Here is a 2,768-nt window from a genome sequence, read left to right as displayed (position 1 = left end):
AAATCTATCAGTACCAAATATTGTAGAACCGCTTAACATCTCTATTTAGTTTTACCACCTTAGCTAATTGGCGTTAGCTAGGGCTTTTTTATTACTATTAAACAAGTCCATTAAACCATACAATAGCAGTACCTGTAAATGGTTTTTTATAAATTTCCCGAAATTTTATAGTTTTCACTATTTCACGAATTAATTATTTCATGAATTAATTATTTCACTATTTCATGGATATTTAGAGAAAGTAGTGTTATGATTTTTGTATCAAGTGTTTAAGGATGTGAAACCACATGACAAAAACCATTGTTACCGGTAATTTTAAGGGAGGAGTTGGCAAAACAACAAACGCTGTTATGATTGCCTACACTCTTGCTAAGCAGGGTAAGAAAACTTTACTAGTTGATTTAGATCCACAGGCAAATGCTACTGATTTACTCTTCTTAACTATGAAAAATGTATTAGGTGTTAAACCTACATTTCAATCAACATTAGAAGTAGCGCTTGAAAGCGGGGACTTAAAACCCGCTTTAGTTGATGTAATGGATAATTTACAAATGCTTCCTTCATATGAAGACTTACAAGACTATGAAAAGTATTTATTCTCTACTTTTGATGATGATTACAGTCAGGATTCTTATTTCAGTAAGTTATTAGCTAAGATTAAGGATAACTACGACTATGTGATTTTAGATGTGCCACCACAATTAAATAAGTATACAGACTCAGCTTTAGTAGCTTGTGATTATGTTATTATCGTCCTTCAAACACAACAGCGGTCTTTAAGTGGTGCTAAGACGTATACAGAACACCTCTTACAGATTAAGGAAGACTACAAACTTAACCTTGAACTATTAGGGGTTTTACCAGTGCTTCTACAGAATGGTAATGAGCTAGACCTTGATATACTATCAGATGCTTTAGACTTCTTTGGTAAGCCTAATATGTTTGAGATTCAAATTAAACAGATGGCACGCTTGAAGCGCTTTGATCGAACGGGCATTACTAATAGCCACAGAGTAATTCATGATAGACGTGTACACGCTATTTATGCTGAGGTTGTAAAAGAGATTGAAACACGTATTAAAGTATTTGAGGATGCTAAGGAGTGATTAAATGACTGAACCAAAGCCGGGACTAGGATTGACTTCAACTCTACTAGGTAGAGCTACTAAAACTAAAGCACCTGTTAAAGTTGAACCTGAGCAATCTAAAAAACATGTTAGAACATTACCTGATAACCAGATTTTAATTCAGCCAAGTAGAAAGCTATTAAGGTCTGATCTACCTAAAACAATTACCATTAAAAAGGATACTCATATGGCAATTAAACAGATTGCTTCTGTGGAAGATAAGAAGATATATGATGTTGTCGATGAGATTGTAGAAACCTACATCAAGAATATGTCTGATAGCTCTAAGAAAGTTATCTTAAATGCTGTACGTGAAGTTCAAAAGAATATGACTGATATGTAGGAAGCTAATAGCTCTCTTTTTTTATAGTATTAATTTCATTATTTCCCGAAATAATTATTTCAGCATTTCACGAATTACTTATTTCACTATTTCAGTAAAGTACTAAGAAAGTTCTTAAATTGACCCCATAATAGGATTATTATGGGGTCACAAAGAAAGAAGTTGCTCAATATGACAACTACAGAAACGGATTGGATCAAGCAATTTACAATTACTGAGCTATTAGTAATACAGATCTAATTAATCAAGCTGATAATAATTTTGCATGTAGCGTTGATATGAATCTGGGTAGCATGGTTATTACTGATACAGACACACACAAAGACACCTAATAGTTAACTACTAGGTGTCTTTGTGTATTCTTGTAGTCGTCTTACAGCGTCTTTACAGTCCAGTAATTATATAACATGGTACTACAATCATCTGGACATTATACTAGTCATAGTGGCATAATTATGCTGTTTGAGTGATTTATTATAACTATATGTTTTCATGATTGAAATATTAATTTTAGATGGGGGAAAATGATTATGTTATTTTCGGATAAAATTGGAAGTGGAGAACAAAATGGAAAGTAAAAGGTTGGTTCTGACATCCACAGTAGTATTAAGTTTATTAGTTCTTGGGGGCTGTTCTATCAGCAATAAAAAAAATTCAAGCACAGGTTCTAGCACCGAAAAGGTTACATCTACTTATTATCAGAATATGAGTAAGGCGGACAAGAAGAACACCCAGTTTAAATTTACATTATCTCAGGACGAAACAAAAGATAACACTGCTGACCCAGTCTATATGGTCTCAATGAAAGTCACAAACAAGACTAATAAGACGATTAAATTCCATAAGGATAAATTTATCTTTGATTCCCCTGAGAAGAAAATTATTTCATCCGGTGATGGCATTTTGAGTGTGCTTCCAGGTAAGTCAAAGACTATTGATCAGATGTTTGACGACGTACCAGAGCAGGGGACATTGGGTGATGGTGTGATCGAATACTTAAACAGTAGCAATAAGCTTGCTTATAGCCAATTTGATAACAATGTAGCTACATCAGCTAATTTAAAGAATAATGATGGTACTATTCATGCACCCGGAGACCCGGTTCAGTAGTAATAAAAGACATTAAAAATAGTTTCTCAAACAAAAAAAGCCCCAATCCAATTAAGGACTGAGGCTAATGTTAGTGAGGTTGTTAATTCTAATGCATCTTACATATTATCACAATTTAAAACGGTTTCACACCGTTATTAATATCTCGTTGAATTTGGGTAGCGTCAAGAATCTTGTGTAAATGAAAT

At 33.5% G+C, this 2,768-nt stretch carries 3 protein-coding genes; all 3 read left to right on the top strand.

The window, feature by feature from the left end:
- Nucleotides 1–287 precede the first annotated feature (287 nt).
- The gene (locus FD16_RS12370) at nucleotides 288–1,106 is read left to right on the top strand and encodes an AAA family ATPase (protein ID WP_010622474.1); all 819 of its coding nucleotides are present in this window, start codon (nucleotides 288–290) and stop codon (nucleotides 1,104–1,106) included.
- Between the two features lie 4 nt (nucleotides 1,107–1,110).
- Entirely contained in the window at nucleotides 1,111–1,470 is a 360-nt protein-coding gene (locus FD16_RS12365) for a hypothetical protein (protein ID WP_010622475.1), read from the top strand.
- Nucleotides 1,471–2,037: 567 nt separating this feature from the next.
- Entirely contained in the window at nucleotides 2,038–2,580 is a 543-nt protein-coding gene (locus FD16_RS12360; protein ID WP_010622476.1) for a hypothetical protein, read from the top strand.
- Nucleotides 2,581–2,768 lie beyond the last annotated feature (188 nt).

This window comes from Paucilactobacillus suebicus DSM 5007 = KCTC 3549 (assembly GCF_001434475.1).
Classification (GTDB): domain Bacteria; phylum Bacillota; class Bacilli; order Lactobacillales; family Lactobacillaceae; genus Paucilactobacillus; species Paucilactobacillus suebicus.
The sequence above is the reverse complement of the archived record's forward strand: the minus strand, read 5'-3'. Positions and strand labels throughout refer to the sequence as shown.